At 74.1% G+C, this 25,475-nt stretch carries 22 protein-coding genes and 2 tRNA genes; 15 read left to right on the forward strand and 9 right to left on the reverse strand.

Annotation, left to right across the window (positions count from 1 at the left end; translation table 11 throughout):
• Positions 1–192 precede the first annotated feature (192 nt).
• On the forward strand, positions 193–2,148 hold the full coding sequence (locus B1A86_RS01510; RefSeq protein WP_089529304.1) for an FAD/NAD(P)-binding domain-containing protein: 1,956 nt from the start codon (positions 193–195) through the stop codon (positions 2,146–2,148).
• Positions 2,149–2,231: 83 nt separating this feature from the next.
• Here the strand turns inward: B1A86_RS01510 and B1A86_RS01515 are convergent, their stop codons facing one another.
• The 3 genes from B1A86_RS01515 to B1A86_RS01525 all read right to left on the reverse strand — a co-directional run bounded on the left by B1A86_RS01515 (position 2,232) and on the right by B1A86_RS01525 (position 7,504).
• Positions 2,232–4,982 (reverse strand): ExeM/NucH family extracellular endonuclease, encoded by a 2,751-nt coding sequence (locus B1A86_RS01515; RefSeq protein WP_210411803.1) that lies wholly within the window; start codon positions 4,980–4,982, stop codon positions 2,232–2,234.
• 27 nt (positions 4,983–5,009) lie between these two features.
• Entirely contained in the window at positions 5,010–7,274 is a 2,265-nt protein-coding gene (locus tag B1A86_RS01520; RefSeq protein WP_078025438.1) for a bifunctional UDP-sugar hydrolase/5'-nucleotidase, read from the reverse strand.
• Positions 7,275–7,416: 142 nt separating this feature from the next.
• Positions 7,417–7,504, reverse strand: a tRNA-Ser gene (locus B1A86_RS01525).
• A gap of 150 nt (positions 7,505–7,654) precedes the next feature.
• Between B1A86_RS01525 and B1A86_RS01530 the strand changes: the two genes are divergently transcribed.
• Positions 7,655–8,716, forward strand: coding sequence for an NAD(P)H-quinone oxidoreductase (locus B1A86_RS01530; protein WP_078025437.1), 1,062 nt, complete (start codon positions 7,655–7,657; stop codon positions 8,714–8,716).
• Positions 8,713–9,162, forward strand: a complete 450-nt coding sequence (locus B1A86_RS01535; protein WP_078025436.1) for a hypothetical protein — start codon at positions 8,713–8,715, stop codon at positions 9,160–9,162. Before B1A86_RS01530 ends, B1A86_RS01535 begins: the two co-directional genes overlap by 4 nt.
• Before the next feature lie 74 nt (positions 9,163–9,236).
• On the opposite strand, the gene B1A86_RS01540 is transcribed toward B1A86_RS01535, so the two are convergent.
• A tRNA-Thr gene (locus B1A86_RS01540) sits at positions 9,237–9,310 on the reverse strand.
• 182 nt (positions 9,311–9,492) lie between these two features.
• Here B1A86_RS01540 and B1A86_RS01545 point away from each other — a divergent pair.
• Positions 9,493–10,227: an HAD family hydrolase gene (locus tag B1A86_RS01545; RefSeq protein ID WP_036316046.1), complete on the forward strand. Its 735-nt coding sequence runs from the start codon at positions 9,493–9,495 to the stop codon at positions 10,225–10,227.
• A gap of 29 nt (positions 10,228–10,256) precedes the next feature.
• Here the strand turns inward: B1A86_RS01545 and B1A86_RS01550 are convergent, their stop codons facing one another.
• The gene (locus tag B1A86_RS01550) at positions 10,257–11,453 is read right to left on the reverse strand and encodes a DNA polymerase III subunit delta' (RefSeq protein WP_078025435.1); all 1,197 of its coding nucleotides are present in this window, start codon (positions 11,451–11,453) and stop codon (positions 10,257–10,259) included.
• Positions 11,450–12,109: a dTMP kinase gene (tmk, locus tag B1A86_RS01555; RefSeq protein WP_078025434.1), complete on the reverse strand. Its 660-nt coding sequence runs from the start codon at positions 12,107–12,109 to the stop codon at positions 11,450–11,452. Before tmk ends, B1A86_RS01550 begins: the two co-directional genes overlap by 4 nt.
• 80 nt (positions 12,110–12,189) lie before the next feature.
• Here tmk and B1A86_RS01560 point away from each other — a divergent pair, with 80 nt between their 5' ends.
• On the forward strand, positions 12,190–12,486 hold the full coding sequence (locus B1A86_RS01560) for a DUF2516 family protein (RefSeq protein ID WP_012750739.1): 297 nt from the start codon (positions 12,190–12,192) through the stop codon (positions 12,484–12,486).
• Between the two features lie 26 nt (positions 12,487–12,512).
• On the opposite strand, the gene B1A86_RS01565 is transcribed toward B1A86_RS01560, so the two are convergent.
• Positions 12,513–13,355, reverse strand: a complete 843-nt coding sequence (locus B1A86_RS01565) for a hypothetical protein (protein WP_036340324.1) — start codon at positions 13,353–13,355, stop codon at positions 12,513–12,515.
• Between the two features lie 49 nt (positions 13,356–13,404).
• Here B1A86_RS01565 and B1A86_RS01570 point away from each other — a divergent pair, with 49 nt between their 5' ends.
• The gene (locus tag B1A86_RS01570) at positions 13,405–14,163 is read left to right on the forward strand and encodes a phosphoglyceromutase (RefSeq protein WP_078025433.1); all 759 of its coding nucleotides are present in this window, start codon (positions 13,405–13,407) and stop codon (positions 14,161–14,163) included.
• Between the two features lie 63 nt (positions 14,164–14,226).
• Here the strand turns inward: B1A86_RS01570 and phoU are convergent, their stop codons facing one another.
• Positions 14,227–14,895, reverse strand: a complete 669-nt coding sequence (phoU, locus tag B1A86_RS01575; RefSeq protein ID WP_036340326.1) for a phosphate signaling complex protein PhoU — start codon at positions 14,893–14,895, stop codon at positions 14,227–14,229.
• 163 nt (positions 14,896–15,058) lie between these two features.
• Here phoU and B1A86_RS01580 point away from each other — a divergent pair, with 163 nt between their 5' ends.
• On the forward strand, positions 15,059–16,288 hold the full coding sequence (locus B1A86_RS01580) for a cell wall metabolism sensor histidine kinase WalK (protein WP_036384686.1): 1,230 nt from the start codon (positions 15,059–15,061) through the stop codon (positions 16,286–16,288).
• On the forward strand, positions 16,285–16,965 hold the full coding sequence (locus B1A86_RS01585) for a response regulator transcription factor (RefSeq protein ID WP_002858071.1): 681 nt from the start codon (positions 16,285–16,287) through the stop codon (positions 16,963–16,965). Before B1A86_RS01580 ends, B1A86_RS01585 begins: the two co-directional genes overlap by 4 nt.
• Before the next feature lie 91 nt (positions 16,966–17,056).
• Here the strand turns inward: B1A86_RS01585 and B1A86_RS01590 are convergent, their stop codons facing one another.
• Positions 17,057–17,608: a hypothetical protein gene (locus B1A86_RS01590; protein ID WP_036384688.1), complete on the reverse strand. Its 552-nt coding sequence runs from the start codon at positions 17,606–17,608 to the stop codon at positions 17,057–17,059.
• Between the two features lie 201 nt (positions 17,609–17,809).
• On the opposite strand from B1A86_RS01590, the gene B1A86_RS01595 reads away from it, so the two are divergent.
• From B1A86_RS01595 to B1A86_RS01625, 7 genes are all read left to right on the forward strand, one after another.
• The gene (locus tag B1A86_RS01595) at positions 17,810–18,292 is read left to right on the forward strand and encodes a CarD family transcriptional regulator (protein ID WP_036384689.1); all 483 of its coding nucleotides are present in this window, start codon (positions 17,810–17,812) and stop codon (positions 18,290–18,292) included.
• Positions 18,293–18,422: 130 nt separating this feature from the next.
• Positions 18,423–19,724 (forward strand): 2-C-methyl-D-erythritol 2,4-cyclodiphosphate synthase, encoded by a 1,302-nt coding sequence (ispF, locus tag B1A86_RS01600; RefSeq protein ID WP_078025432.1) that lies wholly within the window; start codon positions 18,423–18,425, stop codon positions 19,722–19,724.
• Between the two features lie 72 nt (positions 19,725–19,796).
• Positions 19,797–21,254, forward strand: a complete 1,458-nt coding sequence (gene cysS, locus B1A86_RS01605) for a cysteine--tRNA ligase (RefSeq protein ID WP_036382441.1) — start codon at positions 19,797–19,799, stop codon at positions 21,252–21,254.
• Positions 21,255–21,328: 74 nt separating this feature from the next.
• Positions 21,329–22,318, forward strand: coding sequence for a 23S rRNA (guanosine(2251)-2'-O)-methyltransferase RlmB (gene rlmB / locus B1A86_RS01610; protein WP_036382443.1), 990 nt, complete (start codon positions 21,329–21,331; stop codon positions 22,316–22,318).
• A gap of 232 nt (positions 22,319–22,550) precedes the next feature.
• Positions 22,551–23,561, forward strand: a complete 1,011-nt coding sequence (locus tag B1A86_RS01615; RefSeq protein WP_069941549.1) for an ABC transporter substrate-binding protein — start codon at positions 22,551–22,553, stop codon at positions 23,559–23,561.
• Positions 23,562–23,690: 129 nt separating this feature from the next.
• Positions 23,691–24,680 carry an ABC transporter permease gene (locus tag B1A86_RS01620; RefSeq protein ID WP_036341456.1) on the forward strand — a complete coding sequence of 330 codons (990 nt, stop codon included), beginning with the start codon at positions 23,691–23,693 and terminating at the stop codon, positions 24,678–24,680.
• Positions 24,673–25,464 (forward strand): ABC transporter ATP-binding protein, encoded by a 792-nt coding sequence (locus B1A86_RS01625; RefSeq protein WP_078025431.1) that lies wholly within the window; start codon positions 24,673–24,675, stop codon positions 25,462–25,464. Before B1A86_RS01620 ends, B1A86_RS01625 begins: the two co-directional genes overlap by 8 nt.
• The last annotated feature ends 11 nt before the right edge of the window (positions 25,465–25,475 follow it).

Here is a 25,475-nt window from a genome sequence, read left to right on the forward strand (position 1 = left end):
ATTCCCAGACTTCTCCCAGACTCTCGGTGTGGTCCGCATGATCCCGCGGATTCTTCGTCCGGGCCTGCTGTGGATCCTGGGGGATCGGTGGGAGTGTGGCGCATGCGGTCCGCGATCCTTGACGGCCGCCGATACTGTGTGGAATATGCGCCCCGCAGGCGTGAAAACGATCACGAGGAGAGTGGAGGCCCCATGTCCGAGCCCCTGGTGGCCGATCGCCGCCTCGCAGTGGTGGGAGCCGGCCCCCGCGGCGTCATGCTGCTGGAGCGGATCCTCGCCCGACTCGAGGGCGCGGCCCCGGACGCACACCCCCGGCGGCTGCGCATCGACGTCGTGGACCCCTATCCGCCCGGGCCAGGGCGGGTGTGGCGCACGGACCAGTCCGAGCTGTACCTCATGAACACCCCCGCGTTCTTTCCGACCGCGTGCGCCGCCGACAACCCCGGTCTGCGCCCCTCCACCGCCGCCCAGACCTTCGACCAGTGGCGTCGCGTGCACCCGGAGGCCAGCCTCGGCGTGCGCCGCCACCAGTACCCGGCCCGTGCGGTCTACGGGCGCTACCTCCGGCATCTGTACAAGGACGTCGTCGCCGGGCTGCGCGCCCGTCCCGAGGTCGCCGAGGTCGTCGAGCACCGCGCGGAGGCCACCGCCCTGCACCCCCGGCCCGACGGCGGCGCCCGCCTGGAGCTGCGCGACCCCGACGGCTCGGTCTCCGTGCTCGACGCGGACGCCGTCGTGCTCTGCCTGGGCCATCAGCCTGCGGAGCTCAGCCCCGGCCAGATGCGGATGGCCGCCGCCGCGCGGGGCCGGGACGAGCTGCACTACCAGGGCCCGCAGATCCCCTCGGACGTGGACTGGGAGACCGTGGAGGCTGGGGCGGACGTCCTCGTGCGGGGCATGGGCCTGAACGCGTTCGACCTGCTGGCCCAGCTCACCCAGGGCCGGGGCGGGGTGTACCGCCGCACCGGCGACGGACCCGGCCGGGCCCTGCGGTACGAGCCGACGGGGGACGAGCCGCGCCTGCACCTGATGTCCCGCCGCGGCATCCCGTACCTGCCCAAGGCCGAGGTGGACGCCTTCGTGCCCCGCGGCGTCACCCTCAGCTACCTCTCCGACGCCGCCGTGGACGCCCTCACCGCCCGGCACGGGGCCCTGGACCTCGCCGAGCACCTCTGGCCGCTGCTGCACCGCGACGTGGTCCGGCACTACTACGCCACGCTCGTCCGGGCCCAGCCCGAGATCCTCGGCGGGCCCGTCGAGGCGCGCCGGTTCCTCGGGGAGCTCGTCGGCCAGCTCGAGGAGGCCGGCCGCGGCGCCCCCGTGACCTCCGCGCACGCCGAGGAGCTCCTCCAGCGGTACGCCCCCGGGCGCCGCTTCCTCGACATCCTGGCCTATGGGTCCCCGTTCGAGGACGCCGTGTTCGCCTCCCATGAGGACTATCAGCGGGCCGTCGCGGACCTCATGGAGCAGGCCTGCGTCGAGGCCGCCCTCGGGGAGGAGTCCCCGTTCATGATGGCCGTCGGCGCGCTCCATGCCGGCCGACTGCGGATCAAGGCGTGGATCGCCGAGGGCCGGATCGCCGAGGCCTCCCGCATCCGGGACGTCCAGGGCTGGTTCGAGCCGCTGGTCGAGGGCCTCGCCTCCGGCCCGCCCCTGTGGCGCGTCGAGCAGATGCTCGCGGTGCACCGGGCCGGCCTGCTCACCTGGGCCGGCCCCGCGCCCGTGGTCGAGGCCGAGGAACACGCATTCACCGCCCACAGCCCCCAGGTGGGAGCGCAGGACTCGCTGGAGCCCGCCGTCGTCGAGGGGGCCTGGCTGGTGGAGGCCATGATGCCGCCCAACCGCGTGCAGGCCGCCGCCTCCCCGCTGGTCCGTCAGATGCTGGCGGACGGTGTCGCCGCGGCCGGGACGTGGGAGGACGAGGAGGGTGTGCGCGTGCCCGCCACCGGCTTCGACGTCACGGCCCGCCCGTACCGGCTGCGGGCCGCGGACGGCACGGTCCACGCGGACGTGTTCGTGCTGGGCCTGCAGCTCTCGGGCGTGCAGTGGGGCACCGCGATCGCGGCCGAGGCCGGGGCCGATCCGGCCGGACGTGCCCTCTTCCTCGCCGACGCCGACGCCGCCGCGGCGGCCGTGCTCGCCGGCTGAACCCCACGACGACGGCGGGGCCGCCCGGGTGGCTCCCGGACGGCCCCGCCGTCGTCATGCCGGGTGCGGCGCCCCGCGCCCCGTCAGGGACGGACCGGCCCGCGGCCCTTGCCCGGGTGGTCACCGCCGTGGCCCTTGCCCGGGTGGTCGCCGCCGTGGCCCGGGGTCGCGCCGATGCAGCGCAGCCACTCGCGCACGGAGTTCGCGGGCTTGCCGGGCACGCCGCGCGGATCGGTCACACCGTCGCAGGTCTCACCCGGGGTGGGTTCCGGCTCCGGCTCCGGGGTCGGCTCGGTCACGGGCGCGTCGAGCTGGAGGCCCACCAGGATCGGGTTGTGGTCCGAGGACCGCCACTGGTCCGCGGAGTACAGGTCCTCGGCCACGTAGTTGTGGCGCGAGTACTCCAGGGCCACGGATTCGTTCGCGTTGATCATCCAGATGTCCTGGCCGGTGATCGCCGCGGCCGCGGACGGCGAGGCGTAGATCCCGTCCAGGCTGCCGACGGCGCCGCCGAACGCGTAGGAGTACTCGCCCGTGAGCGCACCCTGGGAGACGTACCCGGCCGCCTCGAGCACGCGGATCGGGTCCTCCTTCTCGTAGGCGTTGAAGTCGCCCATGAGCAGGACGCGGTCGGTGCCGGTCTCGGCCTTCATGCGCTCGGCGAAGGCCACGAGGGCCTCGGCCTGGCCCACGCGGTCCGCGTTGTACGCGCCCTGGCCATCGCCCGCGTCCACGTTGTCCCCGGTCGCACCGGAGCCGCCCTTGGACTTGAAGTGGTTGGTGATCGCCACGAACTCGGTGCCGGCCGCCCCCTCGGCCGTGCCGTCGGCGGCGCGGAACAGCTGCGCCATCGGCTCGCGGGCGTTGTCGAAGTTCGTCTGGTCGTCCAGGATCACCGACTCGCCCAGCGGGGTGACCTCGGCCGGCTGGTAGATGAACGCGGAGCGGATGACGTCCTCGTCCGCGAGCGCGGGACGGGCGGACGGGGAGGCCACGTAGGCCCAGCGCTGCTCGCCCGCCTGCGCGTTGAGGGCCTCCACGAGGTGGGCCAGCGCGTGGTCCCGGTCGAGGCCGAACTTCTCGGAGTTCTCGATCTCCTCGAGCGCGACCACCGAGGTGCCGAGGCCGTTGATCGCGGCCGCGATCTTCTCCTGCTGGCGGGCGAACGCCTCGGGGGTGTAGGCGCCGCGCGGCAGGCAGCCGTTCGTGGTGACGGGGGTGCCGGCGCGGTCGCGGTAGGCGCCGCAGCCGGCCACGTCCTGGCCCAGGGTCGTGAAGTAGTTGAGCACGTTGAAGCTGCCGACGGTGACGTTGCCGCCGACCGCCTCGGGGGCGGCCTCGGCCGGGCGGGTGTCCTCGATCGTCACGGGCTGGACGGCGGCCGCCGTGGCATCGGTGAGGTGGCCCAGCGGCTGGAAGGACCACGCGTCGAAGCGCCAGTCGAGGATGACTCCGGTGCTGAACTCCAGGCCCGCGCCCACGCGCACCGGCTGGTCCGCGTCCAGGTACGGCAGCGGGTTCTGGTTGCCCGGCGAGCGCATGAAGTTCGTGGAGGCCCCGTCGTCGAGCACGATCAGCTGCTGCGCGTTGGCGGCCGCGACGGCCTGCGCCTCGGCGCCGGGCCGGGCCACCGACGTCGGATTGTCCAGCGGCTTCGTGCCGGGGACGACGCCGAGGGAGCCGTACTGGTTGAGGGAGTAGTTGTCCGTGACCGTCCAGTCGCCCTGCGGGGCGAGGACCATGCCCTCGAGCGCCTCACGGTCGGCCTCCTCCAGCGGGAACTCCACCGGCGTGGGGGCCACGGCGCCGGGCTCGGCGACCGGCAGCACGCCGTCGGCGGCGACCTTGATCTGCGTGAGGCCGTAGTGCTCGGCCGCTTCGCCCGTGACCTGGACGTGGTCGCCGAGCGTCACGGAGCCGACCGTGTCCGGCGAGTACACGAACACGCCGTCGGAGGCGCCCGGGGTGGCGTCGGGGGTGTCGCCGCCGGTGCCGGCGGTCTGGATGTAGTAGCCGTCGTAGCCGCCCGTGGAGTACACGGCGGTGACGACGCCGGTGGTGGTCACCTGGCGCCCGGCGTACGGGGTGGCCGTGCCGGTGCCCTGGAGCTGGGCGATGGTGATCCGCTCGGACGGGGTCGGCTGCGGCTCGGGCTCCGGGGTCGGCTCGCCGCCGGTGGCGGCGGCGTTGGTCGGGGTGACCTGGCCGGTGACGGTGAAGTCGGCGCTGTTGTCGTCCGTGTCCACGCCGTTCGTGCGGGTGAGGGACTTCGGGTCCGAGTTGGCCGAGGGGGCGCCGGCAGCCGCTGTTTCGAAGGTGTTCGTGGCTCCGTAGCCGAGCACGTCCGCGACGCCCGGCACCTGGCCGGTCACCACGGAGCCGACCGGCAGGTCCGTCACGGTGCCCGCCTGGCGCGCGAGCACGATCGTGCCCTTGGTGCCCGCGGGGTTGAACGCCCCGCCGGCCACGAGGTCCGCCTGCGGCAGGGCCGCGCCCGCGGTGCCGTTGGAGCCGCCGGAGACCAGGAAGTGGCCCTTCGCGGGCACCGTGCCGGACAGCGCGACCGTGCCCTGGGTCGCGGCCGTGCCGGCGGCGGAGCGGTACTGCAAGGACCAGCCGTCGAGGTTGATCGGCTGGTCGGTGGGGTTGTAGAGCTCCACGAACTTGTGGGTGTACACGGCGTTCGCGGAGCCGCCGTTGGTGTATGCCTCGTTGATGACGAGGGAGTCGCCGGCCGGGCTGGCCTGGGAGGGCAGGGCCACGGCGGGGGCGAGCAGGGCCAGGGCGGCGGTGGTCACCGCGGTGCGCGCGGCGAAGCGGGGCAGGGGGGTCATGTCGTCCTCGGTCTCGTTCTCGATGGGTCAGCGCGGCAGGCCCGCGGCGGTCAGCCAGGCCTGGGCGGAGAAGACGGGGTGCGTGGCGGCGCCGCGCTGCACGCCGCGGCCCTTGCCCGGGTGGTCCTCGCCCTTCACGCGGCCCTTGCCCGGGTGGTCGGCGTCCTTGTCATGGCCCTTGCCATGACCCTTGCCCGGGTGGGTCGGGGCGGGCTGCTCCGGCTCGGTGGGGGACGGGGCCGCGGTGACCTCGAGGGCATGGCGCACCACGGTCGTGCTGCCGTCGGCGTAGCGCACGGTCATCACGAGCTCGCCCGTGCCCGCCGCGGCGGGGGCGGTGATCCCGGAGAGCGTGACGGTCTCGGAGCCCGCGGGGACGGCCACGGTGCCCAGGGCGGTCTCGGTGCCGTCGGCCGTGCGGAAGGCGACGTCGACCGCGGTCGCCGCGGGGGCGCCGTCGGAGTCCACCACGAGGTCCCCGAGGGTCAGGCCGACGGCCTGCCCGGCCTCGACCGAGGCGGGGGCGTCGGTGACCGGCACGCCGTTCTTGCCGAAGTCCGGGGCGACGGCGCCGTGGGCCGCGTCCTGGGCGCGGGCGTAGTCCGTGATCGCCTGGGAGTCCAACAGGCCCATGTTCACGAAGTTCTGGCGGCCGGTCGCGAAGGCGGTGTAGCCGTCGGGGGCCTTGGTCGGGTCCCCGAGCGTCGTCCAGGTGTCGTCGGCCAGGAACGACTGGCTGGCCACCGTGTACATGCGGTCCGCCTGGAGCGGCTCGCCGTCGATCCACACGCCGGTCACCTTGTCCCCCTGCGGGCGGGACTCGTCGTAGGTCCAGGTCAGCTCCTCGGACCAGCCGAGGGTGAACTTGCGCACGTCGTTCCGCCAGTTCTCCTCGAGGGCCAGCTTGATGGAGGAGCCCGGGATGTCGAAGTAGGTGATGGTGTTGCCGAACGGCGCCATGTCGAGCAGCTCGCCCAGGGTGAGGCGACCGACGAGGTCGGCCGGCTTGGCCGGGAACGCGCCGCCGTCGGTGAAGCGGTCCGTCAGCAGCTCGGAGCGCAGGCCGCCGGGGTTGGTCACGCCGAGGTCCACCTCGGGGTTCGCCTGCTCGGCGGCGTGCTTGACGGCGTCGCCCACCCAGGTGCCCAGGGTGGTCTCGGCGGCGCGCGTGCCGCCGGCCTTCCAGGAGCCGCCGGCGTCGATGAGCTTCTGGTAGTCGGTGGTGATGGAGGCGGACAGGTCGGCCACGACCTCGCCCTGCAGGTCCTCGAAGACCGCGACGGCCTCCTGCTCGATCGCGTACACCTGGGCGGTGACGGGGGATTCCGCGGCGGCCTCGGCGGGGGCCTGCGTGGACCGGGCCAGCAGGCGCGGGGTGAGCCCGGTGACCTCGCCGTCGGCGCCCACGGTCAGCTCGACGGCGGCCAGGTGGCTGCCGGAGGCGCCCGCCTGGATCACGGGGCGGTGGGCGCCGCCGGCCGTGGTGTCGTACTGGTAGAGCTGGTGGGTGTGGGCGTTGAAGATGACGTCCACGGCGGAGGAGGTCTCGCCGACGATGCGGTCGAACTCGGCCCGGGCCGCCCGCTCGGCGGCCAGCTCGCCCGCCCCGGCGGCGCCGTCGTGGTACGAGGCCACGATCACGTCGGCGGCGTCCTGGGCCTCCAGCTCGTCCGCGACCGCGTTCACGGCGGCGACCTCGTCGAGGACCTCGTTGCCCTTCAGGCCCGCGCCGGTGGTGGTCGCGTACAGCTCGTTGGGGGAGGCGCCGATGACCGCGACGCGCACGCCGTCGACGTCGAAGACGGCGTGCGAGGTGAGGACGGGCTCCTTGCTCGTCGGGTCCACCAGGTTGGCGGAGAGCACCGGGAACTGGGCCCGGGACTCCACACGGCCCTGCAGGTCGTCCAGGCCCTTGTCGAACTCGTGGTTGCCGGCGGTCAGCGAGGCCAGGCCGAGCGCGTTCATCACGTCGATCGTCGGGTTGTCCTGCTGCACGTTGGACACGGACTTCGAGCCACCGATCAGGTCGCCGGCGCTGGTCAGCAGCGTGGAGCCGGCACCGTGCTCGGCCTCGAACGCGGTGCGGTAGTCCTCCACGGTGTCCGCGAACTGCGTGCCGATGTAGTCCGCGGACAGCGCGCCGTGGAAGTCGTTGAAGGACAGGATCGAGATGGTGGTCTCGTCCGCGGCGGCCGTCTCGACGGCGAGGGCGGGCGCCGCGCTCGCGGGCGCGAGGACGAGGACGGTGCAGGCGGCCGTGGTGACGGCACGGCGGCGGAACAGGCTGGGCATGGCTCTCCCCGGGATGCGTGATGACAGAGGTGCGCCGCCGGTGGACGGCGGGGTGACGCGCGGAGTCCATCACATCCAGGTGGCCTCCAGGTGAACGAGAGGCGGCGGGCCGTCCGGCCCGCCGCCTCTCGTCGTGTGCACGCGGATGGTGAGGGATTCGAACCCTCGGCACGGGGTCACCGCGCACCGGTTTTCAAGACCGGCTCCTTCGGCCGCTCGGACAACCATCCCGGGCCTGACCGCGACGGCGTGGGCCGCCGCGTCGAGGACCCACTCTAGCCCGTGGCCCGGCGGGCGACCGGTGGCGAGTCCGGCCCCCGCGCGCGAGGATGGACCCTCGACCCTCGACCCTCGACCCCCGACCAGAGGAGGAGACCCCCATGGACGTCCCCGCACAGATGCGCGCCGTGCGATTCACCGGCGCCGGCGACAACGGCGTCGTCCGCGTGGGCCACGAGCCCGTGCCGGACCCCGGCCCGGGCGAGGTGCTGGTGCACGTGGCCGCCGCGGGTCTCAACCGCGCGGACATCGCGCAGCGCGAGGGCCGCTATCCGCCGCCGCGCGGCGCCTCCGAGATCCCCGGACTCGAGGTCTCCGGCACCGTGGCGGCGCTGGGACCCGAGGCCGGGATGCCGGGTGAGGGGCGGTTCGCCGTCGGTGACCGGGTGTGCGCGCTCCTGGCCGGCGGCGGCTTCGCCGAGTACGTCGCCGTGCCGGCGGGCCAGCTCATGGCCGTCCCCGACGGCGTCGGCCTCGTCGAGGCGGCGGCCCTGCCGGAGGTCGCCTGCACGGTGCACTCGACGCTCGTGGGCCGGGCGGGCGTGCAGGCCGGGGACCGGGTGCTCGTGCACGGCGCCACCGGCGGCATCGGCTCCTTCGCCGTCCAGTTCCTCACCGCGGTCGGCGCCCGGGTGCTGGGCACCGCCGGCGGCCCGGAGAAGGTGGCGCTCGGCCGTGGGCTGGGCGCCGAGCACATGTTCGACCACCGCGCCGCCGAGTCCGGTGCCTTCGCCCCGTGGGTCAAGGAGGTCACGGACGGCCACGGCGCGGACGTCATCCTCGACGTCGTCGGCGCCCCGTACCTGGCACCCAACGTGTCCGCGCTCGCCCCCGAGGGACGCATCGTGACGCTCGCGGTCCAGGGCGGCGCCGTCCCGGAGGACTTCAACATCATGAAGCTGGTGGTCAAGCGCGGCTGGCTCACGGGGGCGACGCTCCGCTCCCGCTCGGTCACGGACAAGGCCGGGATCGTGGCCGCGGCCGAACGTGCCGTGTGGCCCCTGGTGGCGGCGGGCCGCATCGACGCGAGCGTCGGGGCGTGCTTCCCGCTCGCCGAGGCCGCCGAGGCGTTCGACTGGTTCGACTCCGCCACCCGCACGGGCAAGGTCGTGCTCGTCACCGACCCCGCCGACGCGCGCCGACCGTCCGGCGACCGCGCATGAGGGGGCCCTTCGCGCGCTTCCGTCAGGAGCGTGCCGACGACCGCGAGCTCGGCACGGGGCTGTGGCGCCGTGCCCACGACCGCCTCGGCCGGGCCATGGACCGCTACTGGCAGGTGCTGGCGGGCCAGCGGGGCACGGACGTGCTGAGCCCCGAGGAGCGCAACGGCGTGGTCCACGCCGGCAACGTCCTCACGGAACGGCTCCCCGCGGTCCGTGCCCTGTGCGTCCGCCTGCACCGGGACCACGAGGGCGACGGCGAGCACATCCCTGCCGAGGCCGCCGACGTCCACCGTGAGCTCTCCCGCGCCGCGCACGAGCTGGCGGCCACCGCCCAGGCCCTCGCCCTGTACCGGCTCGGTCAGGGCTCGGCGGAGTCGGTCGGCCGGCACGCCGAACGCACCCTCGGCCACCTGGACCGGGCGGAGGAGCTGGGAGCCGGGCTCTGACGGCGGCGCGCCCCGGAGGGCCGGCCCGGAGACGAGAGGACCCCGCCGCGTGGTCACGCGGCGGGGTCCGGGGGAGCCCCCTGCCGGATTCGAACCGGCGACCTGCTCTTTACGAGGGAGCTGCTCTGGCCAGCTGAGCTAAGGAGGCACGCGACCGTGAACGGCCACGGCTGACGAGCATACCGGTTTCGCGGCCCCGATTCCACCGCGCGGCCGGGTGCGCGGGCCACCGAGTGTGGCCCGCCCCTTCCGCGGGCGTTCACCCCCAGGCCATGCTGTGGCCAGACGAGGACGGTTCCCTGGTGGGCACACACCGTCGACGGGAGACGCATGAGCCTGCCCCACGCCCCTCGCACCCCGGCACCCCCCGCCGCGGCTTCGTCGGCCGTGCCCCTCCGCCTGGCCGTGGTGGACATGTCCGGCACGTCCATCGTGGAGCACGGGCTCCAGGACACGGCGTTCGCCCGCTCGTTGGACCAGCACGGCGTCCCGGCGGGCACGCCGGAGCACGACGACGCCGCGCGGCGGTTCCGCGCGCTCCGGCCCACCTCGCGCACGGCCGTTTTCCCCCGCGTGTTCGCCGACCGGGCGGTGGCCGCGGCGGCGACCCGCACGTTCGAGGCGACCTTCGACGCGCTGCTGGCTGAGCACGGCGTCCGGGCCGTGCCGGGCGCGGAGGAGGCGCTCATCCGCCTGCGCGCCCTCGGCCTCCACGTGTGCCTGTGCACCGGCTACGCCCGCCACACCCAGAACATGATCCTCGAGTCGCTGGGGTGGATGGGCCTGGCGGATCTCAGCCTCTCCCCGGACGACGCCGGCCGCGGCGTCCCCTACCCGGACATGATCCTCACCGCCCTGCTCGGTCTCGACCTGGAGGACGTCCGCAGCGTCCTCGTGGTCGGGGACACCGCGGAGGACATGACGGCCGGGCGCCGCGCCGGGGCCGGACTCGTGGTCGGCGTGCGCACGGGTCGCGACGCGGACCACGTCCTGCTGGCGGCGGGCTCGGACCGGGTGGTGCCGGGCCTGGCCGACGTGCCGGACCTGGTGGTCCGCACCCGCTGAGCCGGCGCCGGTCTGCCCCGCGAGGCCGTTCAGCGCCGTCGCGGGGTGCGCACTCGGCGGGGCAGCAGCGCCAGCATCATGGCTTCGAGGGCCAGCTGCTCCGGCACGTTGGCGGCGATGCGCTCGCGGGTCGTGGTGACGGCGTCGATCCGGGCGAGCACCTCGGCCGAGTCGCCGGCGGTGCCGCGGGCGTACGCCTCGATCTCGTCCCGACGGTGCTCGTTGATGAGCTCGCCGTCGGCCCCCAGCTGCACGCGCAGCACGTCCCGGAACAGGCCCATGACGTCGATCATGGCCCGGTCCAGCGAGTCTCGGACGGCGCGGCGCCGCCGGCGGGTCTGGTCCTCCTCGAGCCGTTTGACGTGGTGGCGGAGCTTGGGCGGGACGGGCTCGCCGGGCTCGAGGCCCAGGGAGCGGCGCAGTGCCTCGAGCTCCTCGGCGTCCCGGGCTTCGGCGGCGGACTCGGCCTCGGCCTTGGACACCTCGGCCAACGTGGCGGCCAGGGCCATCGCGTCGGAGACGGCGGTGGCCTGGAGCGGCAGGGAGAGGATGCGCTCGCGGCGTTCGAGGGCCTCCGGGTCCCGCGCGAGGCGGCGGGCCATGCCCACGTGCGACTGGGAGATCCGGGCGGTGGTGAGCGCCGTCTCGCGGTCCAGCCCGTCGCGGCGGTGCAGCAGCTCCGCCACCTGCTCCACGGCGGGGATGCTCAGCGTGATCAGCCGGCAGCGGGAGCGGACGGTGGGGAGCACGTCCGCGGGGGACGGGGTGCACAGCATCCAGATCGTGCGGGCCGGCGGCTCCTCGATGGCCTTGAGGAGCACGTTCGTGGCGCGCTCCGTCATGCGGTCCGCGTCCTCCATGAGGAAGATCCGCCAGCGCCCGGTGGCGGGGGTGGACTGGCCGGCCTCCACGAGGGCGCGGACGTCCTCGATCCGATAGCTCACCGCCTCGGTGGCCAGCACGGTCACGTCCGGGTGGGTGCCGCCGAGGACGGTGCGGCACGCGTGGCACTCGCCGCAGCCGCGCGCCGCCGGGTCCGCGACCTCGCACTGCAGGGCCGCGGCGAACGCACGCGCGGCCGTCGACCGGCCGGAGCCGGGCGGGCCCGTGAACATCCAGGCGTGGGTGGGACGGTCCTCGGCCGCGGCGCGGCGCAGCTGGGCCACCGCGGCCTCCTGGCCCGCGAGGTCCGCGAACACCGGGGGCACGGGGGCGGAGGCCGTCATCGGTCGGCCGCCTCAGCGGTGACGCGGGCCAGCGCGCGGGCGGTGAGCTCCTGCGGCGGCAGCGCGCCGTCGAGCACGAGGTACCGCTCGGGCGCGGCCGCCGCGCGCGCGAGGAAGGCGGCGCGCAGGGCCTCGTGCCGGTCTGCCGTCTCCCGCTCCATGCGGTCGGGGGCGCCCTCGCCCCCCGCCGCGCGGCGCTCACGCCGGTCCGCGGCGGTGGCCGCGTCCACGTCGATCAGCACCGTCAGATCGGGGACGAGCCCGTCCGTGGCCCACTCGTTCAGGGCGGCGATCCGCGCCTCTCCCAGCCCGCGCGCCGCGCCCTGGTAGGCCACGGACGAGTCCACGTACCGGTCCGTGACGACCAGGGCGCCCCGGGCCAGCGCGGGACGCAGCGTGCGGACGGCGTGGGCGGACCGGGCCGCGGCGAACAGCAGCGCCTCGGTGCGGGGGTCCACGGGGGCGTGCTCGGGGTCCAGCAGCAGCTCCCGCAGCGTCTCGCCCAGGTCCGAGCCGCCGGGCTCGCGGGTGAGCACCACCTCGTGGCCTGCGGCGCGCAGGACCTCGGTCAGGGCGCGGGCCTGGGTGGACTTGCCGGATCCGTCCGGTCCCTCGACGGCGACGAACAGGCCGCGATGCTCGGTCTGGGTGCTCACGCCTCGAGCCTAGACGCCGCCCCGGACGGGGAAGGAACCCGGCGGGCCGACCGCCTAGACTGACCGGCATGAGCGCCCCCATGCACGTCGCCCTCCTCTTCGACCACTGGCTGTTCCGCGTCCTGGCGATCGCCGCGCTCGTGCTCGAGGTCTGGGCGCTGGTGGACGTCGTCCGGCGCCGCCCCGACGACTTCGCCCGCATCGGGGGCCGGGACAGGAGCTTCTGGCTGATCCTCACCGGCGTCGCCGCCGTCGTCGGGCTCCTCGGCGTGCTCGCGGGCGGCGGGATGGGCATGTTCGGCCTCGTGGCCGCGTGCGTGGCGTGCGTCTACCTCGCCGGCCCCCGCCAGGACATGGGCCCGGCCCTGCGCCGCTGAGGGCACCGCGCCCGTCGGCGCCGCCCTCATGACGACGGCGCCACCGCCGCCCAGCGCACGCTCAGCTCCCCGCGCCGCCACTGGTGCGGGCCGCCCAGCACGGGCCAGCCCCCCGAGCGCAGCGTGCCGACCGTCGCCAGCCACCGCTGCCGCGTCCCGTAGGCCGCGAGCGGGGCGTGCGCGGCCCACGCGGCGTCGGCCTCCGCCAGGAGCCGATGGACGGGCTCGCCGGGCACGTGCCGGTGGATGAGGACCTTCGGCAGGCGAGCCGCCACGTCCGAGGGGCGGGCGAAGGAGCCCAGCCTGAGGGCCACGGTCAGGCTCGCCGGCCCGTCCCGGCGCAGATCCACCCAGGCCGCCCACCGACCGTCCTCGGAGCAGGTGCCCTCCACGAGGACGCCGTCGTCGGCGAGCCCCGCGCACAGCAGAGACCAGATCGCGGGCACGTCCTCCTCCCGGTACTGGCGCAGCACGTTGAACGCGCGCACCACGGTGGGCGGCCGCGGCACGGGCAGCTCGAAGCCGCCGACCGCCCAGGTGACCCCCGGCAGGCCGCCGGCCCGCTCCCGCGCCCGGGCCACCCGAGCGGGGTCGATCTCGAGGCCCACCAGCTCGAGGGCCGGGTTCTGCACGCGCAGCCGCTCGGCCATCTCGACGGCGGTCACCGGCTCCCCGCCGAAGCCCAGGTCCACGGCCAGCGGGCGGGGAGTGCGCCGCAGCAGGGGCCCGTGCACGTCCGTGAGCCAGCGGTCCACCCGGCGCATCCGCTGCGCCGCCGTCGTGCCGCGGGTGATGTGGCCCTGCGGGCCCCGTGCCGGGACTGAGCCGGGCGTCGTGCGCGCGCGCAGCCGCCGGGCCTTCTCCACCATGGGCTCCAGCGTAGGGGAGCGGCGGGACGGGTCCGCCTAGGATGGTGACATGGCGAACACCACGTACACGCTGGTCCTGCTGCGGCACGGTCAGAGCGAATGGAACGAGAAGAACCTGTTCACCGGCTGGGTGGACGTCCCGCTGACCGAGAAGGGACGCGCCGAGGCCGCCCGCGGCGGTGAGCTGCTGGAGGCGGAGGGCATCCGCCCGGACGTGGTCCACACGTCCCTGCTCAAGCGCGCCATCACCACGGCCAACCTGGCCCTCGAGGCCGCGGACCGCCAGTGGATCCCGGTCAAGCGCAGCTGGCGCCTGAACGAGCGCCACTACGGGGCCCTCCAGGGCAAGGACAAGGCCCAGGTGAAGGAGGAGTTCGGCGAGGAGCAGTTCATGGTCTGGCGCCGCTCCTTCGACACCCCGCCGCCCGCCCTGGACGACGACTCCGAGTTCTCCCAGGTCGGCGACGAGCGCTACGCGGACCTGGGCAAGGACGCCCCCCGCACCGAGGCCCTCAAGCAGGTCGTCGACCGCCTGCTGCCCTACTGGGAGGAGCAGGTCCTGCCCGACCTCAAGGCCGGCAAGACCGTGCTGATCGCCGCGCACGGCAACTCGCTGCGCGCGCTGGTCAAGCACCTGGACGGCATCTCGGACGAGGACATCACGGGCCTGAACATCCCGACGGGCATCCCGCTGGTCTACGAGCTGGACCAGAACTTCAAGCCGATCACCGCGAACGGCCGCTACCTCGATCCGGAGGCCGCCGCGGCCGGCGCCGCCGCCGTGGCCGCCCAGGGCTCCGCGCACTGACGCGCCCGACGACGACGGGCCGGGACCCCCGCTCGGGGGCCCGGCCCGTGGCGTCGGGGACGGTCAGGAGCCGGTGGCGTCCGGACGGTGGGTCGCCCACTCGCCCGTGACGAGGTAGCGCACCTTGGCGGCCACGGACAGGCCGTGGTCCGTGAACCGCTCGAGGTAGCGGGAGGCCAGCGTGACGTCCGTGGTGGTGGCCGGCGTCGCGCTCCAGTCCGGGGCGGCGATCGCGCGGAAGACGGACACGTGCAGCGCGTTGACGTCCTCGTTGAGGGCGTCGATCCGGTCCCCGTGCGCCAGGTCCTGGGTCTCGAGCAGCAGGACGACCTCCTGGGCCACCTCCACGGCGGCGTCGCACATCGCGGTGAACACGGTCCGGACCGGCTCCGGGATGACGTGCTCGGGGTAGCGCAGCCGGGTCAGCTGGGCCACGTGGCGGGCGAGGTCGCCCATGCGCTCGAGCGAGGAGCTCATCCGCAGCGTGGCGACGACGGTGCGCAGGTCCGTGGCCACGGGCGCCTGCAGCGCCAGGATGCGCACGGCCTGCTCGTCGAGGGACTCCTGCAGCTGGTCGATCCGCGCGTCCTCCGAGATGACCCGTTCGGCGCCGTGCACGTCGGCCGCCTCGAGGGCGGCCTGCGCGTCCATGACAGCGCGGTGCACGAGGCGGGCGATCTCGGTCAGGTCGCGGCCCAGCCGTTCGAGGTCGGCTCGGTAGAGCTCGCGCATGGTCTCCTCTCCCCGGCGACGCCCGTGCGCCGCCGACCCCGAGTCCGCGGGGCAACGGCCCATCCTGGCAGGGCAAGATGAACGGCCCATGAACGCCGATCGTCCGGCGTCTGGCGGGGCCTGGGCAGCCCGTCTCCGGGCCGCCAGAGGCTAGTCTGGTGCCGTGGATCCCGTCATCATCGGCCTGCTGTGCGGAGCGGTCGGACTGTTCACCGGAGTGGCCTCCATGCTGGCCTTCCGGGCGTCCGAGCGCTCGCGGACGGTGGACCTGACGGTCGGCGAACCCACCCTGGCGCCGGGCGCCGCCGAGGTTCTCTCCGTGGTCGGCCGCGCGTACGCGGTGGTGGACGACGTCGACGGCGTGGTGCGCGCGAACCCCGCGGCCTACGCCCTGGGCCTGGTGCGGGGGCACTCGCTCGTCCAGGACCAGCTGCGGGAGCTCACGCGGACCGTGCGGGCCGACGGCGTCATCGTCGAGCGCCGCATGGAGCTGCCCCGAGGACCCCTCGGGCAGTCGAGCCTCGTCGTCGAGCTGCGCGTGGCCCCGCTGGACGAGGAGTACATCCTGATCCTCGCCGACGACCGCACGGACGTGACCCGCACCGAGGCCATGCGCCACGACTTCGTCGTCAACGTCTCGCACGAGCTCAAGACGCCGGTGGGCGCCATCTCCCTGCTCTCCGAGGCCATCGGCGACGCCGCGGAGGACGAGGAGGCGGTGCGTCGCTTCGCCGCACGCCTGGGCGTCGAGTCCCGCCGGCTCTCGGCCCTCGTGCAGGACATCATCGAGTTCTCCCGGCTGCAGGCCAAGGACGTGGTCCAGGACGGGGGGCCCGTGGACCTCAACGCCGTCGTCGCCGACGCCGTGGACCGCCTGCGCCTGACCGCCGAGGACCGCGGCATCGCGCTGCGCGTGGGCGGCCGCGTGGACGCGGTGGTGCACGGGGACCAGGACCAGCTGATGACCGCGGTGCGCAACCTGGTGGACAACGCGGTGCGCTACTCCCCGGAGGGCACCACGGTCGGCATCGGCCTGAGCTCCGTGGACGGGCTCGCGCAGGTCACCGTCACGGACCAGGGCATCGGCATCAGCCCGGAGGAGCAGGAGCGGGTCTTCGAACGCTTCTACCGCGTGGACGCGGCGCGGTCGCGTCAGACGGGCGGCACGGGCCTGGGGCTGAGCATCGTCAAGCACGTCGTCATCAACCACGGAGGGGAGGTCACCCTCTGGTCCCAGCCGGGCCGCGGGTCGACCTTCACCATCCGCCTGCCCGAGTGGGGGGACGGTGTCGCCGTCGACGGCGCGCCGGGTGCCGCCCACGTCACCGAGCGGCGCGGTCACCGGGTGACCGCCTCGGCCGCACCCCCGACCCGGAAGGAGACGAGCGCATGAGCCGCATTCTGATCGTGGAGGACGAGGAGTCGTTCAGCGACCCCCTGTCCTACCTCCTGGAGAAGGAGGGGTTCGAGGTCACCGTCGCCGCCGACGGCAACGAGGCGCTGAGCGTCTTCGAGCGCGACAGCGCGGACCTGATCCTCCTGGACCTGATGCTCCCGGGGATGTCCGGCACCGAGGTGTGCCGTCAGGTGCGCCAGCGCTCCAACGTCCCCGTGATCATGCTGACCGCGAAGGACTCGGAGATCGACAAGGTCGTCGGCCTCGAGCTCGGCGCGGACGACTACGTGACCAAGCCGTACTCCTCACGCGAGCTGGTGGCCCGCGTCCGCGCCGTGCTGCGCCGTCAGGGGGAGCAGGAGGAGCCGATGTCGGCGACCATCAGCGCCGGCCCCGTGCGCATGGACGTCGAGCGGCACGTCGTCTCCGTGGACGGCGAGCAGGTGTCCCTGCCGCTCAAGGAGTTCGAGCTGCTGGAGATGCTGCTGCGCAACGCCGGGCGCGTGCTCACCCGCGGCCAGCTGATCGACCGCGTGTGGGGCTCCGACTACGTGGGGGACACCAAGACCCTCGACGTGCACGTGAAGCGCCTGCGCTCCAAGATCGAACCCGACCCCTCGAGCCCCCGCTACCTCGTCACGGTGCGCGGTCTGGGCTACAAGTTCGAGGCCTGACCGGCGCGCTCCTCCCGGGACGACGACGGCCCCGGCTCCACCTCGCGGTGGGGCCGGGGCCGTGGCGTGCCGGGCGCAGGCCCGGCGGAGGTCAGTGCTCCTCGCCGTAGTGGTGGGTCTCCTCGTGGAGGTGCCCGACGAGATCCTCCTCCGAGGGCTCGACTCCCTCGGGGAGCAGGTCACGGTACTGCTCCTGGGTGGCGCTCAGCAGCGGGACGGCCAGGTCGGCGGTGCCGCCGTTGCCGGAGACGGTCACGGGCAGGTTCTCGCCGACCCACACGCCCTCGCGCTCCAGGACGGTTGTGTTCGCCTCGTCCTCGAGCTTGCGGCTCTCGCCGGCGGGGACCTTCAGGGTCGCGGAGCCGCCGCCCTCGGCCTGGAAGGTGTAGGTCTGATCCTGGCCGGAGGTGTTCTCCACGGTGCCGATCAGGCGGGCGGGGCCCGACTCGCCGTCGCCGACGAGGGCGAGGTTGCGGTAGCTCAGGAAGTCCTGCTCCTGGCCGTTGATGCCGTCCGAGGGGGAGTACTGGATGGCGGTGGCGATCGGGCTCACGGCGGAGCAGCCGGTGGCGCCCAGCAGGGCGACCGCGGCCAGCGCACCTGCGGCGAGGTGGCGCCGGGCGGGCCGGGATGCGTTCTTCACAGAGGTCTCCTCAGGTGCGATGACGTGCTCAGGAGCCCCGAGGCAGGGGCCCTGCCAGGTCAGGCTACCGCATCCCGGGACGCCGGCAGGCCTGTGGTGCGGGGTCGTCCACTATCACATCCGGAGGCCGAAGATGTGACGGCACGCGCGGCACGACGAGGCCGCATGATAGAATGAGACGACTGAAAGGGGCACAACAACATGGTTTTTGAGGTCGGAGAGACCGTCGTCTACCCCCACCACGGTGCTGCGCGGATCGAGGAGATCAAGATGCGCACCATCAAGGGGGAGGAGAAGATGTACCTCAAGCTCAAGGTGGCCCAGGGAGACCTGACCATCGAGGTCCCTGCGGAGAACGTCGACCTCGTCGGCGTGCGTGACGTCGTGGATGCGGAGGGGCTCGAGCACGTCATGGAGGTCCTGCGCGCCGAGCACGTGGAGGAGCCGACCAACTGGTCCCGCCGCTACAAGGCGAACCTGGAGAAGCTCGCCAGCGGCGACGTCAACAAGGTGGCCGAGGTCGTCCGCGACCTGTGGCGCCGCGACCAGGACCGCGGCCTGTCCGCCGGCGAGAAGCGCATGCTCGCGAAGGCCCGCCAGGTGCTCGTGTCCGAGCTGGCGCTGGCCAAGAAGGTCACCGAGGAGGAGGCCGAGGGCCGCCTGGACAAGGTGCTCGAGGGCTGACGAGCAGCACACGGCAGGGGAGGGGCCCGCGTCCACGACGCGGGCCCCTCCCCTGTCTCGTCCCCGGCCACGGCCGTCGCCGCCGGGGGTCCCGGGCCACGGACACTGGCGTGCTCCCTAGGATGAGGCCATGCCCACCGCCCTCGTGATCGCCGCAGCCGGCGCCGGCACCCGCCTCGGCGCCGGGCTGCCCAAGGCCCTCGCCCCCCTCGCGGACGGCCGCACCCTCCTGCGCCACTGCCTGGAGTCCGTCGCCGCCGCGCGCGCCGCCGGGCTCGACCTGGACGCCGTCGTGGTGCTCACCCCGCCGGCGGGGGCCGATGCCGGCCGCGTGGCCGCCGAGGTCGACGCCGGCCCGCGCCTGGACGTGCCCGTGCACTGCGTGCCCGGCGGCGCCGAGCGCGCGGACTCGGTCCGCGCCGGACTCGCCGCGGCCTCCCACGCTCTGGCCGACCTCGCCCCGGCGGGGGCGCCCCGCCGCGTCCTCGTCCACGACGCGGCCCGCGCGCTGACCCCGCCGAGCGTGTTCGGGGCCGTGACGGCGGCGCTCGAGACCGGCGCGGTCGCCGCGATCCCGGGCCTGCCGCTGACGGACACCGTCAAGCAGGTCACTCCCGGCCGGGGCGGCGTCGACGTCGTCGCGGCCACGCCGGCCCGCGCCGGCCTGCGCGCGATCCAGACGCCGCAGGGCTTCGACCTGGACACCCTGCTGGCGGCCCACGAGGCCGTGCGCACGGACCCCACGCTCGACGCCGCGGCGCTCACCGACGACGCGATGGTCATGGAGGCCGCGGGGCACGAGGTCGTGGTGGTGACCGGCGACCCGGCCGCGTTCAAGGTCACCGCCCCCGCCGACCTCGACCTCGCCCGCCTCGAGCTCGCCCGCCGCGCCCCCCAGGAGGAGGCACCCATGGACCAGCCCGCCCGCCCCGCCGCCGCGCCCGCCCCCCTGCCGCGCGTGGGGATCGGCACCGACGTGCACGCGTGGGCACCCGAGGACGCCCCCCGGCCCCTGTGGCTCGGTGGCATCCACTGGCCCGGCGAGCGGGGGGTGGCCGCGACCTCGGACGGGGACGTGGCCGCCCACGCGGCGTGCAACGCCCTGCTCTCCGCCGCCGGCCTCGGCGACCTCGGGGCCGTGTTCGGCGTCGACCGGCCCGAGATGGCGGACGCCTCCGGCGCGGACATGCTCCGCGAGGTGCTGCGCCTGCTGACGGAGGCGGGCCTCGCCGTCGGGAACGTGGCGGTCCAGGTGGTCGCACCCCGGCCCAAGGTGGGCGCGCGCCGCGCGGAGATGGAGGCCGCCCTGTCCGCCGCCCTCGGCGGGGCCCCCGTGTCCGTCTCCGCCGCCACGACGGACCGGCTGGGGTTCATCGGGCGCAAGGAGGGGCTGGTCGGGATCGCGACCGCGCTCGTCATCCCTGCGGCCTGAGTCCGCGCCGGCGCACCGACTAGGCTGGCAGAGCCCCGTCAGGACCCCGCCCCTCCGGAAGGACCGCGCCCCATGGCCCAGCGCTTCTACGACACCCGCACCGCGCAGGTCCGGGACTTCGAGCCCCTCGTGCCCGGCGAGGCGTCGGTGTACTACTGCGGGGCCACGGTGCAGGGCATGCCGCACGTGGGCCACGTGCGCAGCGCGATCGTGTTCGACATCCTCATCCGCTGGCTCGAGGCCACGGGGCTGCGCGTCACCTCGGTGCGGAACGTGACGGACATCGACGACAAGATCCTCGAGCGCTCGGCCGCCTCCCACGAGGCCGGCTTCGAGGCCTCGGACCTCTACCCGGCCCGCGAGCCGTGGTGGGCCCTGGCCTATCGGTTCGAGAAGGCGTTCGACGCCGCCTACCTCGCCCTCGGCGTCCGCCGTCCCACCTACGAGCCGCGCGCCACCGGCCACGTGCCCGAGATGTTCGCGCTCATCGAGCGCCTGATGGAGCGCGGCCACGCCTACCCCGCGCAGGACGGCTCGGGCGACGTCTACTTCGACGTCCGGTCGTGGGAGCGCTACGGCGAGCTCACCCGCCAGCGCGTGGAGGACATGCAGGACGCCCCCGACGCCGACCCGCGCGGCAAGCGCGACCCCCGCGACTTCGCCCTGTGGAAGGGCGCCAAGCCCGGCGAGCCCGCCACCGCCGTGTGGGAGTCGCCCTGGGGCGCCGGCCGCCCCGGATGGCACCTGGAGTGCTCGGCCATGTCCACGAAGTACCTCGGCACCGAGTTCGACATCCACGGCGGCGGCCTGGACCTGCGGTTCCCGCACCACGAGAACGAGCTGGCCCAGTCGGCGGCCGCCGGGGACGGCTTCGCCCGCCTCTGGCTGCACAACGGGCTCGTCACCTACGGCGGCGAGAAGATGTCCAAGTCCGTGGGCAACACGATCTCCCCCGAGGAGATGCTCGGCATGGCCCGCCCGACGGCGGTGCGCTACTTCCTGGGGCAGGCCCACTACCGCTCCCAGCTCGACTACCGGCCCGGCGCCCTCGACGAGGCCGAGGCCGCCGTCGAGCGCATCGAGGGCTTCACGGCCCGCGCCCGCGCCGCCGGTGCCGTCCCGCCCGCTCCCGACGGGGCGCTCGCGGACCGCGTGCCCGCCGCCTTCCGCGCCGCCATGGAGGACGACCTCAACGTGCCCCAGGCGCTCGCGGCCCTGCACGAGGCCGTGCGCGCCGGCAACTCGGCGCTGGCCGGGCAGGACCTCGACGCCGCGGCCGCCCGCCTGGCCGAGGTGGAGGCCATGACCGCGGTGCTGGGCCTGGACGACGTGCCCGAGGGCGACGACGCCGCGGCCGGCCCGGTGTCGGACGCCCTCGACTCGCTCGTCCGGTCGCAGATCGAGGCGCGGGCACAGGCCCGCGCGGACAAGGACTGGGCCACCGCGGACCGCATCCGCGATGCGCTGGCCGCGGCCGGCGTCGTGGTGGAGGACGGCGCCGACGGCGCCACATGGCGCCTGGCGGACTGACACCTAGACTGGAGGGCGATCCGGCGGCGCCCCGCGTGCCGCCGCCCCCGTCCCCGGCCCGCAGGAGTCCCGCCATGTCCACCGCCCCCCGCTCCGGCGGATCCCGCAAGCCCAAGGGCAAGAAGGGCCCCATGAAGGGCACCGGCGGCCACGGCCGCAAGGCGCTCGAGGGCCGCGGACCCACCCCCAAGGCCGAGGACCGGGTCTACCACAAGGCGCACCGCGCCAAGCAGCTGGCCGAGCGCTCGGCCGCCAAGCGCGGCCCCGTGAAGGACCAGGTCCGCGGCCGCGTGAAGCTCACGGACGAGACGGTCTCCGGTCGCAACCCCGTGCTCGAGGCGCTACGCGCGGGCATCCCGGCCAAGGCGCTGCACGTGGCCGTGCGCATCGAGATGGACGACCGCGTCAAGGAGGCCCTGCGCCTCTGCCTCGAACAGGGCGTGCCGGTCCTGGAGAACACCAAGCCGGAGCTGGACCGCCTCTCCGGCGAGGCCGTGCACCAGGGCATCGTGCTGCAGATCCCGCCCTATGAGTACGCGGACGCCACGGCCCTGGCCCTCGACGCGCTCGCGAAGCACGAGAAGGGGCACCTGCGGACCCCGCCGCTGCTGATCGCGCTCGACGGCATCACCGACCCCCGCAACCTCGGCGCCATCATCCGGGCCGGCTCCGCGTTCGACGCGGACGGCGTGATCGTGCCCGAGCGGCGCTCCGTCGGCGTGACCGCCACCGCCTGGCGCACCTCGGCCGGCGCGGCCGCGCGGGTGCCCGTGGCCCAGGCCGGCAACCTGAACACCACCCTCGTCGACCTGCACAAGGCCGGCTACTTCGTGCTGGGCCTCGACGGCGGCGGGGACGTCTCCCTGCCCGGGCTCGCCCTGGCCACGGAGCCGCTCGTGCTCGTGGTGGGGGCCGAGGGCAAGGGTCTGTCCCGCATGGTGCGGGAGCACTGCCAGCAGATCGTGTCCATCCCGATCGACTCGACGATGGAGTCCCTCAACGCCTCGATGGCGGTGGGCATCTCCCTGTACGAGATCTCGGTGCAGCGCGCCGGCGGGCGCTGACCTCCACGGCGTCCCGCCCGGGATGACGGCCGGGCGGGGACGCGGGGGTCGCACACGAAGCCCAGCGGGGCAGAGTGTCCACCGTGATGCCCATCACATGGCAGGATGTCGCGTGGACACGCCCACGTCTTGCCCGTGACGCGCGTCACCGCGCACAGTGTCTGCACTGTGTCCGACGGGCCCCCGTCGGCGAGCGCATCCCGCACCGCACCATCAGAACGAGGTCCGTCTCATGAAGCACCGCTCCCTCCCCCTCACCGCCGCCCTCGCCGTCGCCGCCCTCGGGCTCACGGCGTGCGGCGACTCCGGCTCCGGCGGCTCCGGCTCGTCCTCCGCCGCCGGCGGCGACGGCTCCTACACCGTGGGCATCAACCAGCTCGTCTCCCACCCGGCGCTCGACGGCGCGGCCGAGGGCTTCAAGGAGGCGTTCAAGGACGCCGGCCTGGACGTGACGTTCGAGGAGCAGAACGCCCAGGGCGAGCAGGCCACGGTCACCTCCATCGCCTCCACCTTCGCCAACGACGGGGACGTGGACCTCGTGGCTGCGATCGCGACCCCCGCAGCGCAGGGCACCGCCTCGGCCGTGAAGGACAAGCCGGTCGTGTTCATGGCGGTCACCGATCCCCAGGGCGCTGAGCTCGTGGCCTCGGACGAGGCCCCGGGCGGCAACGTCACCGGCGTCTCGGACCGCAACCCGGTCAAGGAGCAGCTGCAGCTGCTCAAGGACGTGAAGCCGGACGCCACGACCGTCGGCATCGTCTACAACTCCGGCGAGGCCAACTCCAAGGTCCAGGTGGACCAGGCCAAGGAGGCCGGCAAGGAGCTGGGCCTCGAGGTCAAGGAGGCCACCATCACCAACTCGTCCGAGGTCCAGCAGGGCGTGCAGTCCCTGTCCGGCGTGGACGGCATCTACGTGCCCACGGACAACGCCGTCGTCTCGGCGCTGGAGACCGTGGTGGGCTACGGCGAGGAGCAGCGCGTCCCCGTCATCTCGGCGGACATCGACTCCGTCGAGCGCGGCGCCCTGGGCACGTACGGCATCGACTACACGGCGCACGGCAAGCAGGCCGGCGAGATGGCCGTGAAGATCCTCAAGGACGGCGCGAAGCCGGCCGAGCTGCCCGTGGGCTACGCCGACCCGGCCAACCTGCAGCTCGTGCTGAACCCGAAGGCCGCCGAGGCCTACGGCGTCGAGATCCCCGCCGAGCTCACGGACAGGGCCGATCAGCTCGTCGAGGGCTGATCCCGCGCCTGCCCGCCTCCGCGGCGGCCCGGACCACGGGGTCCGGGCCGCCGCGGAGCACGTCGACGGCCGGCCCACCCCGCCCGCCGTCGTCCGTCCCCCTCGCACCGCCCGAAAGGCACCCACCCCATGCTGACCGCAGTGGAACTGGGTCTGATCTACGCCGTCGTCGCGCTCGGCGTGTACCTGACCTTCCGCATCCTCGACTTCCCCGACCTCACGGTGGACGGCTCGTTCACCACCGGCGCCGCCACGGCCGCCGTGCTCATCACGGGCGGCACGCCGGTGCCACTGGCCATGCTCGCCGCGTTCGTGGCGGGCGCGCTCGCGGGCCTCGTCACCGGCCTGCTGCACACCAAGGGCCGGATCGACGGCCTGCTCGCCGGCATCCTCACGATGATCGCGCTCTACTCGATCAACCTGCGGATCATGGGCAAGGCCAACATCCCCCTGCTCGGCCAGGACACCCTGTTCACGTGGCTCGACGACCTGGGCCTGGCCCGGAACTGGGGCTCGATCCTCGTGCTCTTCCTCGGCGTGTTCGTGGTGAAGCTGATCCTCGACTGGTTCCTGCACACGGACCTGGGCCTCGCCCTGCAGGCGACCGGTGACAACGAGGAGATGATCCGCTCGTACGGCGTCTCCACGGACCGGATGAAGATCCTCGGCCTCATGATCTCCAACGGCCTCGTGGCCCTCGGCGGCTCCCTGCTGGCCATGTACCAGGGCTTCGCGGACATCTCCATGGGCATCGGCCTCATCCTCGTGGGCCTGGCGTCCGTGATCGTGGGCCAGGCCGTGTTCGGCCAGCGCACGGTCTTCTGGGCGACGCTCGCCGTGATCGTCGGCGCCGTGCTCTACCGCCTGATCATCCAGTTCGCCCTCAACGCGGGCCTGAGCCCGAACGACATGAAGCTGATCTCCGCGGCTCTCGTCGTCGTGGCCCTGCTGCTGCCGCGCTTCGGCTTCGCCAAGCGCCTGAGCCTGCGCACTCGGGGCACGGCCGCGACCCCGGGGCCGGCCGCCGCCGCACCGGCCACCGCCGGCATGCCCCTGACCGGCGAGCCGGGCGGCGCCGCCCCCGCCGCATCCGTCCCCGAGGAGGCCCCCCGTGCTTGAGATCTCGCAGGTCTCCAAGACCTTCTTCCCGAACACCGTCAACGAGCGGCGCGCCCTGCAGGGCATCGACCTGCACCTGGCCGAGGGCGACTTCGTCACCGTGATCGGCTCCAACGGCGCCGGCAAGTCCACGATCCTGAACACGATCGCCGGCAAGCTGCTCCCGGACACCGGCACCGTGGCCGTGGGCGGCAAGGACGTCACCCGCATGCCGGACCACCGCCGCGCGGCCTCGATCGGCCGGGTGTTCCAGGACCCGACGGCGGGCACGGCACCGAACCTCACGATCGAGGAGAACATGGCCCTGGCCTGGCGACGCGGGCACGCCCGCGGGCTCTCGCGGGGCGTCTCCCGCGCCCGGCGCGCGATGTTCCGCGACGAGCTCACGAAGCTCGAACTCGGCCTGGAGAACCGCCTCACCGCCAAGGTCGGGCTGCTCTCCGGCGGCCAGCGTCAGGCGCTGAGCCTGCTCATGGCCACGTTCTCGGGCCCGAAGATCCTGCTGCTGGACGAGCACACCGCCGCCCTGGACCCGTCCCGGGCGGAGCTGGTGACCCGTCTGACCCGGCAGGTGGTGGCCGAGCACCGGCTCACCACGCTGATGGTCACGCACAACATGTCCCAGGCCCTCGAGGTCGGCAACCGGCTGATCATGATGCACGACGGCCGGATCATCCTCGAGCTGGACGAGCAGGAGAAGGCCGGGCGCACCCCGGCGGACCTGTTGGCCGAGTTCGCCAAGATCAAGGGTGCCGTCGTGGACGACAAGACCATGCTGTCCTGAGCGCTCCGTCC

Origin of the sequence: Micrococcus sp. KBS0714 (genome assembly GCF_002008305.4) — a bacterium.
Taxonomy (GTDB): Bacteria; Actinomycetota; Actinomycetes; order Actinomycetales; family Micrococcaceae; genus Micrococcus; species Micrococcus luteus.

Bases quoted from the DNA above. Each gene is read 5' to 3' on its own strand.
- B1A86_RS01510 (WP_089529304.1), top strand. From the start codon at position 193: ATGTCCGAGCCCCTGGTGGCCGATCGCCGCCTCGCAGTGGTGGGAGCC.
- B1A86_RS01515 (WP_210411803.1), bottom strand. From the start codon at position 4,982: ATGACCCCCCTGCCCCGCTTCGCCGCGCGCACCGCGGTGACCACCGCC.
- B1A86_RS01520 (WP_078025438.1), bottom strand. From the start codon at position 7,274: ATGCCCAGCCTGTTCCGCCGCCGTGCCGTCACCACGGCCGCCTGCACC.
- B1A86_RS01530 (WP_078025437.1), top strand. From the start codon at position 7,655: ATGGACGTCCCCGCACAGATGCGCGCCGTGCGATTCACCGGCGCCGGC.
- B1A86_RS01535 (WP_078025436.1), top strand. From the start codon at position 8,713: ATGAGGGGGCCCTTCGCGCGCTTCCGTCAGGAGCGTGCCGACGACCGC.
- B1A86_RS01545 (WP_036316046.1), top strand. From the start codon at position 9,493: ATGAGCCTGCCCCACGCCCCTCGCACCCCGGCACCCCCCGCCGCGGCT.
- B1A86_RS01550 (WP_078025435.1), bottom strand. From the start codon at position 11,453: ATGACGGCCTCCGCCCCCGTGCCCCCGGTGTTCGCGGACCTCGCGGGC.
- B1A86_RS01560 (WP_012750739.1), top strand. From the start codon at position 12,190: ATGCACGTCGCCCTCCTCTTCGACCACTGGCTGTTCCGCGTCCTGGCG.
- B1A86_RS01565 (WP_036340324.1), bottom strand. From the start codon at position 13,355: ATGGTGGAGAAGGCCCGGCGGCTGCGCGCGCGCACGACGCCCGGCTCA.
- B1A86_RS01570 (WP_078025433.1), top strand. From the start codon at position 13,405: ATGGCGAACACCACGTACACGCTGGTCCTGCTGCGGCACGGTCAGAGC.
- phoU (WP_036340326.1), bottom strand. From the start codon at position 14,895: ATGCGCGAGCTCTACCGAGCCGACCTCGAACGGCTGGGCCGCGACCTG.
- B1A86_RS01585 (WP_002858071.1), top strand. From the start codon at position 16,285: ATGAGCCGCATTCTGATCGTGGAGGACGAGGAGTCGTTCAGCGACCCC.
- B1A86_RS01595 (WP_036384689.1), top strand. From the start codon at position 17,810: ATGGTTTTTGAGGTCGGAGAGACCGTCGTCTACCCCCACCACGGTGCT.
- ispF (WP_078025432.1), top strand. From the start codon at position 18,423: ATGCCCACCGCCCTCGTGATCGCCGCAGCCGGCGCCGGCACCCGCCTC.
- cysS (WP_036382441.1), top strand. From the start codon at position 19,797: ATGGCCCAGCGCTTCTACGACACCCGCACCGCGCAGGTCCGGGACTTC.
- rlmB (WP_036382443.1), top strand. From the start codon at position 21,329: ATGTCCACCGCCCCCCGCTCCGGCGGATCCCGCAAGCCCAAGGGCAAG.
- B1A86_RS01615 (WP_069941549.1), top strand. From the start codon at position 22,551: ATGAAGCACCGCTCCCTCCCCCTCACCGCCGCCCTCGCCGTCGCCGCC.
- B1A86_RS01620 (WP_036341456.1), top strand. From the start codon at position 23,691: ATGCTGACCGCAGTGGAACTGGGTCTGATCTACGCCGTCGTCGCGCTC.